Below are 14273 nucleotides of genomic sequence, written 5' to 3'. Positions count from 1 at the left end.
GAAGGAACATGGAACGGCGTCGCTTCATGAAACAGGCCACGGCCGGCATTGCCGCTGGCGCCATGGTCGCCCCGGCCCTTGCGGCCGACCTCCCCGCCATCAAATGGCGTCTGGCCTCGGGTTTTCCCAAGACCCTGGATGCCATCTACGGCGCCACCGAGACAGTCGCCCGCCGCGTCGCCGCGGCCACCGGCGGCAAGTTCCAGATCAGCCTGTTTGCTGCCGGCGAGATCGTCCCCACCCCGGGCGTCCTGGACGCTGTCAAGGATGGCACGGTCGAGATGGGGCACGCCGCCTCGTATTGGTACATCGGCAAGGATCCGGCCCTGGCCTTCGACACCGCCCTGCCCTTTGGTTTGAACAGCCGCCAGCAAACCGCCTGGATGTTCGACGGCGGCGGCATGGAACTGATGCGCGAGTTCTTCAAGGACTACAACATCGTCAACATCCCCTGTGGCAACACCGGCACCCAGATGGGTGGCTGGTTCCGAAAGGAGATCAAGGGTCTCGATGACCTGAAGGGTCTCAAGTTCCGCGTCGGCGGATTTGCCGGGCAGGTGCTGGCCCGCATGGGTGTGGTGCCCCAGCAGATCCCCCCGGCCGACATCTACCCGGCCCTCGAGAAGGGCACCATCGACGCCACCGAGTGGATCGGCCCCTACGACGACCAGAAACTCGGCTTCAACCGGGTCGCCAAGTACTACTACTACCCGGGCTGGTGGGAAGGCGGGCCGCAGCTGACGATCTATGTGAATGCCAAGCACTGGGCCTCCCTGCCCAAGGAATACCAGACCATCCTTGAAGATGCCTGCGCCTACGCCCACGCCGAAATGCAGGCCGCCTACGATGCCAAGAACCCGACCGCCCTCAAGCAACTGATTGGCTCCGGCACCCAGCTACGCCCCTTCCCCCACGAGATCATGGCTGCGGGCTACAAGATCGCGATGGAGCTCTACGAGGAAACTGCAGCCAGGAACCCCAAGTTCAAGAAGATCTACGAGCCCTGGAAGAAATTTCGCGATGACCAGCTCCAGTGGTTTGCCGTGGCCGAGAACCGCTTCGACAACTTCATGCAGGCCGCCCGCACCGGAAAGGGCCGCAAGTAGGCCCCCTCCAAGACGCCCCGGGGGTGGCTCAGCCCACCCTCGCCACATCGAGCCGAAGAGCCCATTTGCGCATGGCAGCATAGGGTTTTCCTGACTGTCGGGGGTCGGGAGGCTGATGAATAATCGTTCCACCTTTCGTAGCGATTCCCAGAGGAGACAAAGTGGAACGACGTTCATTCATCAAGAAGGCCGGTGTCGGCGTAGCCGCCGGTGCAGTGGCCGCCCCCGCCCTGGCCGCAGAGCTGCCCACCATCAAGTGGCGCCTGGCCTCCAGCTTCCCGAAATCCCTCGACACCATCTATGGCGGCGCCGACGTGATGGCCAAGCGGGTCTCCGCAGCCACTGGCGGCAAGTTCCAGATCCAGGTCTTCGCGGCTGGTGAGATCGTCCCGGGCCCGGGCGTGATGGACGCCGTCAAGGACGGCACGGTTGAAGTCGGCCACACCTGCTCCTACTACTTCATCGGCAAGGATCCCACCTTCGCTTTCGACACCGCGGTGCCCTTCGGCCTCAACAGCCGCCAGCAAACCGCCTGGATGATGGAAGGCGGCGGCCTTGAGCTGTTCCGCGAGTTCTTCAAGGACTACAACATCCACAACATCCCCTGTGGCAACACCGGCGCCCAGATGGGCGGCTGGTTCCGCAAGGAGATCAAGTCGGTGGATGACCTGAAGGGCCTCAAGTTCCGCTGCGGCGGTTTTGCCGGTCAGGTGCTGGCCAAGCTCGGCGTGGTACCCCAGCAGATCCCGGGCGGCGACATCTACCCCGCCCTCGAAAAGGGCACCATCGATGCCGCCGAATGGATTGGCCCCTACGATGATCTGAAGCTCGGCTTCAACAAGGTTGCCAAGTACTACTACTACCCGGGCTTCTGGGAAGGCGGCCCGCAGATCTCCCTGTACGTGAACGCCAAGCAGTGGGCCTCCCTGCCCAAGGAATACCAGACCATCCTGGAAGACGCCTGCCTTTACGCCCACGCTGAAATGCAGGCCCGCTACGATGCCAAGAATCCGACTGCCCTCAAGCAGCTGGTCGGTTCCGGCACCCAGCTACGTCCCTTCCCCAATGAGATCATGGCCGCCGCCTACAAGGCTGCCAACGAACTCTACGAGGAAACCGCTGCCAGCAATCCGAAGTTCAAGAAGATCTACGAAGCCTGGAAGAAATTCCGCGACGAACAGCTTCAGTGGTTCTCGGTGGCCGAAAACCGCTTCGACAACTTCATGCAGGCCGCCCGCAGCGCCAGTGCCAAGGCCAAGAAGTAATTCGCCCCATCCTTCAGTAAAGAAGGCCGTGCGATGCACGGCCTTTTTCTTGAGCATCCGCCATGATCCAGGCCATCGCCCTCCTGCTCACCTTCCAGCTCGGTGGAGAAGCCCTCCGCGCTGCCCTGCACCTGCCTATCCCCGGACCGGTCATCGGCATGACCCTCCTACTCACCTGGCTCGTGCTCAAAGGGGGGCCTGGTGATGCACTGCGCAATACCTCGGGCACCTTGTTGCAGCACCTGTCGCTCATGTTCGTCCCGGCGGGGACCGGCGTCATGCTCCACGCCGGACGCCTGACGGACGAAGCCTGGCCCATCTTCATTGCCCTGATCGCCAGCACCGTGCTTGGCCTCCTCGCAGCAGGCCTGACCCTGCACCTGCTGACCCGCCATCGCGCAGGACGTACGCAATGAACGGCGGCACCATGAGCGAGATCTGGGTCTATCTCTCGGCGCAGCCCCTGCTGTGGCTCACCCTCACACTCGCGGCATACCTGCTGGCACTGGCCCTGCACCGGCGGGCGGGCGGCCACCCGGCCATCAACCCGGTACTGATCTCCGTCGCCCTCCTGGTCGCCTTGTTACTGCTGACTGACACACCCTATCCGCGCTACTTCGATGGCGCCCAGTTCGTACACTTCCTCCTCGGCCCCACCACCGTGGCCCTGGCCATTCCCCTCCATGGCCAACTCAAACGCCTGCTGAGCATGGCCGGGCCGCTGACGATTGCCCTGGTGGTCGGCTCCCTGACCGCCGCCCTTTCGGCCTATGCCATTGCGGCCCTGATGGGAGCAAGCGCGCCCACGCTCGCCTCGCTGGCACCCAAGTCCGTCACCACACCGATCGCCATGGGTATTGCCGAGCGCCTGGGCGGGCTGGCCTCCCTCACCGCCGTCTTCGTCATCCTGACCGGCATCGTCGGTGCCATCTTTGCATCCGGGCTTCTGGCCCGTGCGGGGGTAAGGGACGAGGCCAGCGTCGGCTTCGCCCTTGGGCTCGCCTCCCACGGCATCGGGACGGCTCGCGCCTTTCAGCTCAGCGAGCAGACCGGCGCCTTCGCCGCCCTGGCCATGGGCCTCAATGGCCTGTTCACCGCCCTCACCCTGCCGTGGATACTCCCGATGCTGGCGGGGCTCTTCAATTGACGCGGGGTTAACCAGGGTTCGCCTCAGCTTGTGCCCCGATGGAATCGCCCCGGATAATCGGGGTCGTCCAAATATTGCTGCACCGCAACCATGGATCTGCTGATCGACGTCATCCTGCGAGCAGGCCGCTCTGCGGTCGAGCTGTCCTTCTTCGTGCTGCTGCCCGTGATGGTCGTGATGCTGTCGCTGATGCGCTTGCTCGAAGCCCGCGGGGTGCTCGACTGGGTGGTTGCCCGGCTTTCTCCCGTACTGCGCCCCGTGGGTCTCACGGGCCTGGGCATCTTTGCGGCCCTGCAGATCAACTTTGTGAGCTTCGCCGCCCCGGTGGCCACCCTGGCCATGATGGATCAGCGCGGGGCGTCGAGCCGCCACATCGCTGCCACCCTGGCCATGGTGATGGCGATGGCCCAGGCCAATGTCTCCATGCCGATGGCCGCTCTCGGCCTGAATTTCGGCCTGGTGCTCGGATGGTCACTGGTCGGCGGGCTGGCTGCCGCGGCCACCACCTACTACGGCTTCGGCCGGCAGCTTCCCGCAACCGAACAGCCGATGGACGAAATCCTGCAGCACCCCGTCGCCGAGAACGCCAAAGGGGTACTCGATGTGATCAACCGAGCCGGCGCCGAAGCCTTCAAGATCGCCCTGGGCGCCATCCCAATGCTGGTCCTTTCCCTGACGGTAGTGCTCGCCCTGCGCCGCCTGGGTGCCCTGGACGCACTGACGGGCCTGCTTTCGCCCTTGCTGCTCGGCATCGGTGCGGACCCGGGACTCATTCTCCCCACCCTGACAAAATACCTCGCCGGTGGCACCGCGATGATGGGCATCATGGACGAGATGATCCGCGCCGGATCAAGCAGTGCGAGCACCCTCAACGGTGTCGCGGCCGGTCTGCTCATCCATCCCCTCGACGTTCCCGGCGTGGCCGTGTTGATCTCAGCCGGCCGCCGGGTGGCCCAGGTCTGGAAGCCTGCAGCGCTGGGGGCCGGCGTGGGGATTCTGATACGGATGGTCGGCCATGGACTGACCGGCTGAGGGGCGGTGAGTGAGACCGCTACCCGGCGCAAACTCGAGCCGCTTGCAACAGTTTCTTCACCCGTACAGCCGGAGCGGCAGCCGACGACCTTTTCCGCAGCGCGGCATTTCACTAGGCGAAATGCGCCTGCCTGCGCTAACATCCGCGCATCCTTGATTCATTGGCGGAAGATCCGTTGTCAACGCAAGAGCCCGCAAAAAACCCGATCCAGGTCATCGAGCGCATGATGAAGCTGCTTGACGTCCTTGCCCTGCACCCCGATCCGGTGCCACTCAAGCAGCTGGCGGCCGAAACCGGACTGCACCCCTCGACGGCGCATCGCATCCTCGGCGCCATGACGGGCAGCGGCTTTGTTGAACGCAGCGATGCGGGGGCCTACCGTCTCGGCATCCGTCTGCTGGAACTCGGCAGCCTCGTCAAGTCGCGCATATCCCTGCGCGAAACGGCCATGGCTGCCATGCTCCGACTTCATGCCACCACCGGTGAAAGCGTGAATCTGGGTATCCGTGCCGGCGATGAAATCGTCTATGTGGAGCGAACCTCCAGCGGCCGCTCCTCGGTGCGCGTGGTTCATATCGTGGGCGCCCGGGCCCCATTGCACACCACGGCCACCGGCAAACTATTCCTGGTCGAAGACGGCCCCCAGAAGGTCAAGGAGTACGCTCGTCGCACCAGCCTGCCCGGCACCACGCCCACCTCCATCACCACCCTGTCTGCCCTCGAGAAGGACCTGGACAAGGTCAGACGCCACGGGGTCGCCTACGACATGGATGAAGTGGAGAACGGCGTGCGCTGCATCGCTGCCGGCATCCGCGACGATAGCGGTGAACTCGTGGCGGGTTTGTCCCTGTCCACGCCATCGGAGCGGTTCAATCCCGACTGGGCCCCGCTGATCCGCCAGACCGCCGACGAGATCTCCAGCGCCCTGGGTTATCTGCCCCCGGGCAGTCGCTAGGAACACCCATCCGGAACGTAAAACGGGCGCCCCAAGGCGCCCGTTTTACGTTGGACTAACCCGCGAACGCTCAGGTGGCCGGACCACGCCCCTGGGAAGCCAGCTTCTGCTGGGCGGCAGCGCTCTCCAGCCAGCGCTTGACCCGCTGGGCATCGGCCACCCGGGTGAAGCGCCCGAAGGAATCAAGCAACACGATGATCATCGGCTTGTTGAGCAGCCAGGCCTGCATGACAAGACACTTGCCAGACTCGTTGATGAAGCCGGTCTTGGACACACCGATCTGCCAGTCCGGGCTACTGACCAGCGCGTTGGTGTTGTTGAACTGACGGGGACGGCCATTGAGGTACACCACGTAATTGGCGGTGGTGGAGAACTCGCGAATCAGCGGATAACGGGAAGCGGCGGAAACCATCTTCACAAGGTCGCGGGCACTCGACACATTGGCAGAGTTGAGACCGGTACTGTCGGAGAACCGCGTGTCACGAAGCCCGAGGGACACAGCCTTGCGGTTCATGGCCGCAACGAAGGCCGGCACACCCCCAGGAAAATTGCGCGCCAGGGCAGCGGAAGCACGGTTCTCGGACGACATCAGGGCCAGACGCAGCATGTCCTCCCGGGACAGCTCGGTGCCCACAGGAACGTGAGAGCTGCTGCCGCGCAGGGTATCCACGTCATCCTGGGCGATGGTGAGGAGATCATTGAGGCCGAGACGGGCATCCAGCACCACCATCGCCGTCATCAGCTTGGTGATGGATGCGATCGGCAGCACCGCGTCGGAGTTTTTCTCGAGGATCACGTTGCCCGTGGCCTGATCGGCAATCATGAAGGCTGCCGAGTGAAGCAGCGGATTGCCGTCGTGATCCACCTCAGCGGTCATGGCCGGCATGGCCCGCGACACCACGGCGGCTGCCGCATGCGGGCGCGTCCTCACGGCCGCCAGCCGGGCTCCGCCCCGGATCTGGGCAGGCTTGCCGGCTGTTGCCGGAACGGCCTTGGCCACCCGGGTCGATTTTCCGGCCTTGACCGCGACAGCCTTGCTGCTGGCAAGCTTGGCGACGGGGGCCTTCTTCACCGAACCACGCTGCGTCGCAGCATGAGCACCACCGGCGGCCATGGAGTTCAGGGCGAAAATGCTCAGTACGGCCAATACGGTATTACGGATTTTCATGGTCATCAAACTGGATCGTGAGCCGGAAGCCAGGGGGCTCCCGAAATTGCAAATCTGAGTGGAAAGCGGAACTGCACCGGCTGCATCGTCTCGATTCAGGATCGAACGGAAACCAGACATCCCCGATTGTATCCAACGCCTGTGTATCTTTAACGGCAGACTTCTATTCAAAATAATGGGTTATTTTAAATATTTGAAGTTTTTTGTGAATGATTTTTTTGCGATCCTTGCATCTGTGACGCCGACCTACCCGGGCCCACAGACGGCTCACGCCTCGTCTACCCGGAGAAAGCGCGCCACATCTGCCCGGCGGCACATGGCATCCTCGTAGCCCAGTGCCATCAGCGAACGGGTGTAGGCCTTTTCAAAGAGAAGGTAGGACAGCAGCACGGATCCGTTCTTGCGCGTTGCACCAACCCCCCGCAAGGCGAGTCGCAGGGCCCGCGGCAACGCGGCGCGATGGCGCGTTGCAAGATAATCGAGTCTCTGGGATGGTGCAATCACCAGCGTCTCGATCGGTTTGAGAGCAATGCCGCTGGCAAGGCGCTGCTCGGCCGTGAGCACCCCCACCGTGGCATTGATCCGTTCAAGCCTCTCCAGATCCATGGCCAGCCCGTCAAGGAAAATGCTGGACAAGGCGTGGCCCGCCACCTGGGCCGGTGAGGGGTAGGCATCGGTGCGCTGACGCGCCTCTTCCGACCTGCGACCCCCGGCGATGACCAGAATGCGGTCGGCCCCCAGATGAATGGCCGGGCTGATCGGGGCGAGCTGGCGCATGGAACCGTCACCAAAATACTCGCGATTGATACGCACCGCCGGAAACACGAAGGGTATGGCGCTGGACGCCAGCAGATGCTCGACCTTCAGCTGGGTACGCACTCCGACACGCTGGGCACGCCGCCACGGCTGCAGCGCCTCGTGGCCCTGAAAGAAGGCCAGACTCTCACCCGAGGTGTAACCCGAGGCCGTTACCGAAATGGCCCGGAGATGGCCTGCCGCGATGGACCGATCGATCGCACCGAAATCCAGCTGGCTCTCCAGCAGGGCGCCCAAGGGCGAGTTGTCGAGCAGGGAACGGGGGGACTGATGGATCAGCCACCCGAGAAAGACGGCCGAACCCCAGCGCATCACCGACTCGGCGATGGCGAGGGTATCGGCACGATAGACATGATCGACGCGGAAATTCCGCCAGATATAGGCCAGCTTCCGGACGGCCTCGTCAAAATTCGCCGAAAACACCGCCAGCGCAACCGCGTTGACGGCGCCCGCGGAGGTGCCGCACAGAATGGGGAAGGGATTGCCCGGGCGTTTGCCCCAGACATCGCGGATGGCAAGCAGAACCCCTACCTGATAAGCCGCCCGCGCCCCTCCACCCGTCAGAACCAGTGCCGCCCGCCCCTCATCCATGCCCTTCCTCCGTGATGAATCTCACGGAGTTTAGCGGCAGCAGGGCACAAGGACTGAGCGCTTGTGAATAAATCCAGCGCACGCCCCGATTTCGCCCCGGGATGCGCACCGTACTCCTTTACGACGGTGCGTCCCGGCGCAAACTCGAACCGTTTGCCACGACTTCTTCACAAGCGCCGGGATTCCCGGCAATCAGCGCCCGGCTTCGACCACTGTCAGTGCGGTCATGTTGATGATCCGGCGCACGGTAGCCGTCGCCGTCAGGATATGCACCGGCTTGGCCGAACCGAGAAGAATGGGGCCGATGGTCATGCCTTCACCAGCAGCCGTCTTGAGCAGGTTGAAGGCAATGTTGGCTGCATCCAGGGTCGGGAAGATCAGCAGGTTGGCATCGTCCTTCATCTTGGCGTTGGGGAAGATCTGCTTCCGGATGTCCGCATCAAGGGCCGCGTCGCCGTGCATCTCGCCTTCCACATCCAGATCCTGGTGCTCCGAATGGAGCATCACCAAGGCCTTGCGCATCTTTTCGGCGGTGGGCGAGTTATCGGTACCGAAGCTGGAGTGGGACAGCAATGCAATGCGCGGCTGGATGCCAAAGCGGCGAACCTCATCCGCAGCCAGACGGGTCATCTCCACAACCTGCTCGGGGGTGGGGTCGTAATTTACATAGGTGTCGCACAGGAACACGGTGCGGCCCGGCAGGGAAAGGACGTTCATGGTGTAGAAGTTGCGCACCCCTTTCTGCCTGCCCAGTACGGTCTCGATGAACTTGAGGTGCAGGCCGTGCATGCCGTAGGTACCGCAGATCATGCCGTCACCGTAACCGAACTTCAGGAGCAGCGCCCCCAGCAGCGTCGGGCGACGACGCACCTCGCGGCGCGCATAGTCGGACGATACGCCCTTGCGCTCCATCAGGCTGTGGTAATGGTTGGCAAGCTGGTCATAGCGAGGGTCCGAATCCGGATTGACCATCTCATAGTCCAGCTCCGGGCGCAGCCGCAGGCCGAAGCGCTCGATATTGGCGGTAACCACCTCGGGACGTCCGATCAGGATGGGACGGCACAAGCCTTCATCCACCACCGTCTGCACCGCACGCAGCACCCGCTCCGCCTCACCCTCGGAGAAGATGATGCGCTTGGGCGCGCGCTTGGCGGCCTGGAAGACCGGCTTCATGACCAGACCGGACTGCCACACGAAGTTGTTGAGCTGCTGGCGATAAGCCTCGAAATCCAAAATCGGCCGCGTTGCCACACCGGACTCCATGGCAGCCCGGGCCACTTCGGGGGCAATCTTGACGATCAGGCGGGGGTCGAAGGGCTTGGGAATGATGTACTCGGGACCAAAGCCCGAAACCTTCTCGCCGTAGGCTGCCGCGACAATGTCCGAAGCCTCGGCACGGGCCAGCTCGGCGATGGCCTTCACCGCCGCGAGCTTCATCTGATCGGTAATGGTCGTGGCCCCCACATCCAGCGCGCCGCGGAAGATGAAGGGGAAACACAACACGTTGTTCACCTGGTTCGGATAGTCCGAGCGCCCCGTGGCCATCAGCGCATCGTCCCGCACCCGCTTGACCTCCTCCGGCAGAATTTCAGGGGTCGGATTGGCCAGGGCCATAATGAGCGGCCGCGGGGCCATCCGGGCCACCATCTCGGGCTTCATCACTCCGCCGGCCGACAGGCCCAAGAACACGTCAGCCCCTTCGATCACCTCGCCAAGCTTCCGTGCGTCGGTCACTTTGGCATAGCGGGCCTTGATCGGATCCATCAAGGCAGTACGACCTTCGAAGACCACGCCCTCGATGTCGGTGACCCAGATGTTCTCGACCGGCACCCCGAGCATCACCAGCAGATCGAGACAAGCCAGGGCGGCCGCCCCGGCGCCGGAGGTCACCAGCTTGACCTTGTTCAGATCCTTGCCAAGGAGGTGGAGGCCATTGAGGATCGCCGCACCGACGACGATGGCCGTACCGTGCTGATCGTCATGGAAGACCGGGATCTTCATCCGCTCGCGCAGCTTGCTCTCGATGTAGAAGCACTCCGGCGCCTTGATGTCCTCCAGGTTGATGCCACCGAAGGTCGGCTCCAGCGCAGCGATCATGTCGATGAGCTTGTCGGCGTTCGGCTCGTCAATCTCCAGGTCGAACACGTCGATGCCCGCGAATTTCTTGAAGAGCACCGCCTTGCCTTCCATCACCGGCTTGGCGGCCAGGGGGCCAATGTTGCCAAGCCCGAGCACTGCCGTGCCGTTGGTGACCACGCCGATCAGGTTGCTGCGCGAGGTGAGGCTCGCCGCCTCGCCCGGATCCTCGACGATGGCATCGCACGCGGCTGCGACACCGGGCGAATAGGCCAGCGACAGATCCTGCTGGTTGGTCAAGGCCTTTGTCGGGGCAATCGAGATCTTTCCGGGCTTGGGCAGGCGGTGATACTCGAGTGCGGCCTGGCGAATCTGCTCATCCATCGTGTTGTCCCTCTCCGTTAGGTGTACGTACGTGTCCTGCCATGATCGTGCCAAAGCACATTTACGACAATTCGTGACATCCACATCATCCGGGCTTGACGGCCGGGTGACTCTCAGCCCTGATGCGTGGCATAATTACAGGCTAGCTCTTTCGGGTTTGTCCCGATTGACTCCAATAATACGCGCCGCGCCCTGGGGGCCCAAAGACGCGATTGCCCAGCCGGCAGGACTCCCAAGCCGGCAACACGAAACAACGCATCCGTAACGTCCTGGAGAATCGTCAGATGTCTCAAAGCATTGCCGACGCCGCCATCGCCGCCGCGCCCGAATACGTCAAGAATCAGAAGCTGAAGCAGTGGGTTGGCGAGATCGCCGCCCTGTGCGAACCCGAGCGTGTCGTCTGGTGTGATGGCTCGCAAGAAGAATACGACCGCCTGTGCGCCGAAATGGTCGACGCCGGGATGCTGATCAAGCTGAACCCGGAAAAGCGCAAGAACTCCTATCTGGCCTGCTCCGACCCGTCCGACGTGGCGCGTGTCGAAGACCGCACCTACATCTGCTCGGCCAACAAGGACGACGCCGGCCCCACCAACAACTGGGAAGACCCGGCCAAGATGCGCAAGACCCTGAACGAACTGTTCAAGGGTTGCATGCATGGCCGCACCATGTACGTGATCCCCTTCTCCATGGGTCCGCTCGGCTCCCCCATCGCCCACATCGGCGTGGAGATCTCCGACAGCCCCTACGTGGTCACCAACATGCGCACCATGACGCGCATGGGCAAGGCCGTCTATGACGTGCTGGGCTCCGATGGCGAGTTCGTGCCCTGTGTGCACACCGTCGGCGCACCCCTCGGCCACGGCGAGAAGGATTCCGCCTGGCCCTGCAACCCCACCACCAAGTACATCGTTCACTACCCCGAGACCCGCGAGATCTGGTCCTACGGCTCCGGCTACGGCGGCAACGCCCTGCTCGGCAAGAAGTGCTTCGCCCTGCGCATCGCCTCCAACATGGCCCGCGACGAAGGCTGGCTGGCTGAACACATGCTGATCCTCGGCGTGGAAAGCCCCACCGGCGAAAAGACCTACGTCGCCGCCGCCTTCCCGTCCGCCTGCGGCAAGACCAACTTCGCCATGCTGATCCCGCCCAAGTCCTTCGACGGCTGGAAGATTTCCACCGTCGGCGACGACATCGCCTGGATCAAGCCACGCAAGGAAGCCGACGGCACCACCCGCTTCTACGCCATCAACCCGGAAGCAGGCTTCTTCGGTGTTGCCCCCGGCACCTCCGAGAAGACCAACTACAACGCCCTGGCCACCCTCAAGGAAAACATCATCTTCACCAACGTCGCCCTGACCGACGACGGCGATGTGTGGTGGGAAGGCATGACCAAGGAAGCCCCGGCTCACCTGATCGACTGGCAGGGCAAGGACTGGACCCCGGAGATCGCCAAGGAAACCGGCCGCAAGGCGGCTCACCCGAACTCCCGCTTCACCGCCCCGGCCAGCCAGTGCCCGTCCATCGACCCGGCCTGGGAAGATCCCGCCGGCGTGCCCATCTCCGCCTTCATCTTCGGCGGCCGCCGCGCCACCACCGTGCCGCTGACCTACCAGGCCTTCAACTGGAACTACGGCGTCTACATGGCCGCCACCCTCGGTTCGGAAACGACTGCCGCCGCCTTCGGCGCGCAGGGCGTCGTCCGCCGCGACCCGTTCGCCATGCTGCCGTTCTGCGGCTACCACATGGGCGACTACTTCAACCACTGGCTGAAGATGGGTCACACCGTCGACCAGGCGCCGGGCATCTTCTGCGTGAACTGGTTCCGCATGAACGAGAAGGGCGAGTTCATGTGGCCGGGCTTCGGCGAGAACATGCGCGTCCTGAAGTGGATCGTCGACCGCGTCCGCGGCCGCGTTTCCGCCAAGGAAACCGCACTGGGCTGGATGCCGCGCTTCGAGGACATCGACTGGACCGGCCTCGACATCACCAAGGAAGAGTTCGAGTCGCTGACCAAGATCGACGCCGATGCCTGGCAAGCGGAGCTGGCCGGCCACAAGGAGTGGTTCGACAAGCTGGGCGAGAAGCTGCCGAAGCAACTGACGCTGAAGCGTGAGCTGTTCGCCATGAACATCTTCCGCGACGCCGCCTGAGAGAAGCGACAGCTTCGCGAGGAAGCCCCCTTGGGGGGCGACTGATTCACGGCCTCGCAAGCGACGCAGTAAACTACAAGGGCTGCCTTCGGGCGGCCCTTGTCATTTCCGGAGTGCCCGCATGATCCAGTCCGCCTCGCGTCTTGCCGACATAGAACCCTTCCATGTCATGGAATTGCTCACCCGGGCAAAGCAGCTCGAAGCGGAGGGGCGCGACATCATCCATATGGAAGTCGGCGAGCCCGATTTCCCGACGCCGGACCCCATTGTCGAAGCCGCACAGCGCGCGATCGCGGGCGGGCGCATGTTCTACACGCCGGCACTCGGCCTGCCCGAACTGCGTGAAGCGATCTCGCAGTTCTATGCCAGTCGTTATGGCACCGACGTACCGGCATCGCGCATCGCAATAACGGCAGGGGCTTCCGGCGCACTGACATTGGCGCTCGCGTGCCTCGTCGAGCCGGGCAGCGAGTGGCTGCTGACAGACCCCGGTTACCCGTGCAACAGGCACTTCATCCGCGCCTTTGGCGGCATCCCGATCGAGATTCCGGTCGACGCTGACAGCAACTTCCAGCCTACGGCAGCAGACGTCGACCGATACTGGAGCAACAACACCCGGGGGGCCCTGTTCGCATCACCGGCCAATCCGACCGGCACGATGCTGTCGATGGCCGAGATCGATGCACTGGCAAAAACCATCCGCAGGCGCGACGGCCAACTCATCCTCGACGAGATTTACCACGGCCTCACCTACGAAGGCGAGGCGCCGACCGCGTTGGCTGCAGGCGATGACATCTTCGTCATCCAGAGTTTTTCGAAGTATTTCCAGATGACTGGCTGGCGCCTCGGCTGGATGGTCGTTCCCGAACGCTTCATGCGCGACATCGAGAAACTCGCGCAGAACCTGTTCATCTCGCCATCGACTCCGGCACAGTACGCTGCGCTGGCGGCATTCAAACCGGAAACCATCGGTATTCTCGAACAGCGGCGAACCGAATTTCGTCGGCGCCGGGATTTTCTGGCGCCAGCGCTCTCGACGCTGGGCTTCAAGCTGAGCGCAGTACCGCAAGGAGCGTTTTACATCTATGCGGATTGCAGTGCGTTGACCGACGACAGCGACCGTTTCGCGCGCGAACTCCTCGAATCAGCCGGTGTAGCGATAACGCCGGGACTGGACTTCGGCAGCCACACGCCGGAACGGCACCTTCGATTTGCCTACACGACGGGGATCGAACGTTTGCAGGAAGCGGCAGATCGCATCCGGCGATTCATAGGCCGATAGAAAACCGGCGCTGTAAACGAAGGCGGCGCGACAAAAGCCGCGCCACTGAAAAGAGCGGGCGGGGCAAGCGAAAACGCTACGCCCCGCACCACATCTACCGCCGATTACTTCGGACGCGAACCGGTCGGGAACGGCCAGGCTGCGGTAGGATTGAGCGCAGTCTTCAGACCCGGAGTGGCTGCGGTCGACGGAGTCGGCGCGGGGGCTGCAGCAGGAGCAGGTGCTGCGGGCTTGGCGGCCGGCTTGGCAGCAGCCTTCTTCGGGGCGGCCTTCTTGGCAGCCGGTTTCGCAGCAGGCTTC

12 protein-coding genes are annotated in these 14273 nt (G+C 63.3%); 8 read left to right on the top strand and 4 right to left on the bottom strand.

The window, feature by feature from the left end; all coding sequences use genetic code 11:
- Positions 1-8: 8 nt before the first annotated feature.
- The 6 genes from J0L98_RS12720 to J0L98_RS12695 all read left to right on the top strand — a co-directional run bounded on the left by J0L98_RS12720 (position 9) and on the right by J0L98_RS12695 (position 5506).
- On the top strand, positions 9-1106 hold the full coding sequence (locus J0L98_RS12720) for a TRAP transporter substrate-binding protein (protein ID WP_296412150.1): 1098 nt from the start codon (positions 9-11) through the stop codon (positions 1104-1106).
- Positions 1107-1267: 161 nt separating this feature from the next.
- Positions 1268-2371: a TRAP transporter substrate-binding protein gene (locus tag J0L98_RS12715; protein ID WP_296412149.1), complete on the top strand. Its 1104-nt coding sequence runs from the start codon at positions 1268-1270 to the stop codon at positions 2369-2371.
- A gap of 62 nt (positions 2372-2433) precedes the next feature.
- On the top strand, positions 2434-2787 hold the full coding sequence (locus J0L98_RS12710) for a CidA/LrgA family protein (RefSeq protein ID WP_296412148.1): 354 nt from the start codon (positions 2434-2436) through the stop codon (positions 2785-2787).
- Positions 2784-3518 carry an LrgB family protein gene (locus tag J0L98_RS12705; protein ID WP_296412147.1) on the top strand — a complete coding sequence of 245 codons (735 nt, stop codon included), beginning with the start codon at positions 2784-2786 and terminating at the stop codon, positions 3516-3518. Before J0L98_RS12710 ends, J0L98_RS12705 begins: the two co-directional genes overlap by 4 nt.
- Positions 3519-3608: 90 nt before the next feature.
- Positions 3609-4550: a nucleoside recognition domain-containing protein gene (locus J0L98_RS12700; RefSeq protein ID WP_296412146.1), complete on the top strand. Its 942-nt coding sequence runs from the start codon at positions 3609-3611 to the stop codon at positions 4548-4550.
- 224 nt (positions 4551-4774) lie between these two features.
- Positions 4775-5506: an IclR family transcriptional regulator gene (locus J0L98_RS12695; protein WP_296412172.1), complete on the top strand. Its 732-nt coding sequence runs from the start codon at positions 4775-4777 to the stop codon at positions 5504-5506.
- A gap of 70 nt (positions 5507-5576) precedes the next feature.
- Here the strand turns inward: J0L98_RS12695 and pbpG are convergent, their stop codons facing one another.
- The 3 genes from pbpG to J0L98_RS12680 form a co-directional block, all read right to left on the bottom strand.
- The gene (pbpG, locus tag J0L98_RS12690) at positions 5577-6674 is read right to left on the bottom strand and encodes a D-alanyl-D-alanine endopeptidase (protein ID WP_296412145.1); all 1098 of its coding nucleotides are present in this window, start codon (positions 6672-6674) and stop codon (positions 5577-5579) included.
- Between the two features lie 267 nt (positions 6675-6941).
- Complete coding sequence (locus tag J0L98_RS12685; RefSeq protein WP_296412144.1) at positions 6942-8081, bottom strand: patatin-like phospholipase family protein; 1140 nt, start codon at positions 8079-8081, stop codon at positions 6942-6944.
- A gap of 192 nt (positions 8082-8273) precedes the next feature.
- Complete coding sequence (locus tag J0L98_RS12680) at positions 8274-10541, bottom strand: NADP-dependent malic enzyme (RefSeq protein WP_296412143.1); 2268 nt, start codon at positions 10539-10541, stop codon at positions 8274-8276.
- Positions 10542-10825: 284 nt separating this feature from the next.
- Here J0L98_RS12680 and J0L98_RS12675 point away from each other — a divergent pair, with 284 nt between their 5' ends.
- Positions 10826-12691, top strand: coding sequence for a phosphoenolpyruvate carboxykinase (GTP) (locus J0L98_RS12675; RefSeq protein WP_296412142.1), 1866 nt, complete (start codon positions 10826-10828; stop codon positions 12689-12691).
- A 121-nt stretch (positions 12692-12812) separates the two neighbouring features.
- On the top strand, positions 12813-13973 hold the full coding sequence (locus J0L98_RS12670) for a pyridoxal phosphate-dependent aminotransferase (RefSeq protein WP_296412141.1): 1161 nt from the start codon (positions 12813-12815) through the stop codon (positions 13971-13973).
- A 104-nt stretch (positions 13974-14077) separates the two neighbouring features.
- On the opposite strand, the gene J0L98_RS12665 is transcribed toward J0L98_RS12670, so the two are convergent.
- Positions 14078-14273, bottom strand: a 196-nt coding sequence (locus J0L98_RS12665) for a hypothetical protein (RefSeq protein ID WP_296412140.1), incomplete at its 5' end; no start/stop codon positions are given.

The sequence above is a fragment of the Zoogloea sp. genome (genome assembly GCF_017302315.1).
Taxonomy (GTDB): Bacteria; Pseudomonadota; Gammaproteobacteria; order Burkholderiales; family Rhodocyclaceae; genus Zoogloea.
The sequence above is the reverse complement of the archived record's forward strand: the minus strand, read 5'-3'. Positions and strand labels throughout refer to the sequence as shown.

Excerpts from the sequence above, each read along its gene's own strand:
- J0L98_RS12680 (WP_296412143.1), bottom strand. The coding sequence starts at position 10,541 with ATGGATGAGCAGATTCGCCAGGCCGCACTCGAGTATCACCGCCTGCCC.
- J0L98_RS12700 (WP_296412146.1), top strand. The coding sequence starts at position 3,609 with ATGGATCTGCTGATCGACGTCATCCTGCGAGCAGGCCGCTCTGCGGTC.
- J0L98_RS12675 (WP_296412142.1), top strand. The coding sequence starts at position 10,826 with ATGTCTCAAAGCATTGCCGACGCCGCCATCGCCGCCGCGCCCGAATAC.
- J0L98_RS12685 (WP_296412144.1), bottom strand. The coding sequence starts at position 8,081 with ATGGATGAGGGGCGGGCGGCACTGGTTCTGACGGGTGGAGGGGCGCGG.
- J0L98_RS12720 (WP_296412150.1), top strand. The coding sequence starts at position 9 with ATGGAACGGCGTCGCTTCATGAAACAGGCCACGGCCGGCATTGCCGCT.
- J0L98_RS12695 (WP_296412172.1), top strand. The coding sequence starts at position 4,775 with ATGATGAAGCTGCTTGACGTCCTTGCCCTGCACCCCGATCCGGTGCCA.
- J0L98_RS12710 (WP_296412148.1), top strand. The coding sequence starts at position 2,434 with ATGATCCAGGCCATCGCCCTCCTGCTCACCTTCCAGCTCGGTGGAGAA.
- J0L98_RS12705 (WP_296412147.1), top strand. The coding sequence starts at position 2,784 with ATGAACGGCGGCACCATGAGCGAGATCTGGGTCTATCTCTCGGCGCAG.
- J0L98_RS12670 (WP_296412141.1), top strand. The coding sequence starts at position 12,813 with ATGATCCAGTCCGCCTCGCGTCTTGCCGACATAGAACCCTTCCATGTC.
- pbpG (WP_296412145.1), bottom strand. The coding sequence starts at position 6,674 with ATGAAAATCCGTAATACCGTATTGGCCGTACTGAGCATTTTCGCCCTG.